The sequence below is a fragment of the Salmonella sp. SAL4457 genome (assembly GCF_046548235.1).
GTDB classification, from domain to species: domain Bacteria; phylum Pseudomonadota; class Gammaproteobacteria; order Enterobacterales; family Enterobacteriaceae; genus Salmonella; species Salmonella enterica.
The window spans coordinates 1-228 of record NZ_JBGDZO010001514.1; the positions used below are offsets into that span (position 1 = coordinate 1).

The 228-nt window shown below is 68.4% G+C and carries 1 protein-coding gene; it reads left to right on the forward strand.

Going from position 1 to position 228, the window contains the following annotated elements; translation table 11 throughout:
- Positions 1–228: EamA family transporter (locus ACLJNW_RS29255; RefSeq protein ID WP_410962177.1), on the forward strand; the 228-nt coding region annotated here is incomplete at both ends.

The window sequence follows — 228 nt, forward strand, 5'->3', positions numbered from 1 at the left end:
GTTCTTCCTGCCCCTGGCGCTGACTCGCGGCATCGGCCCGCTGCGCACCCGCCGCCCGCTATCGCACCTGCTGCGCACCACCTACGGCCTGGGCGGCATGTACTGCTACTTCTACGCCCTCGCCCACCTGCCGCTGACCGACGCCATGCTGTTCAGCTATGCCGCGCCGGTGTTCACGCCGCTGATCGCACACCTGTGGATCAAGGAGCCGCTGACCCGCCGCATGAT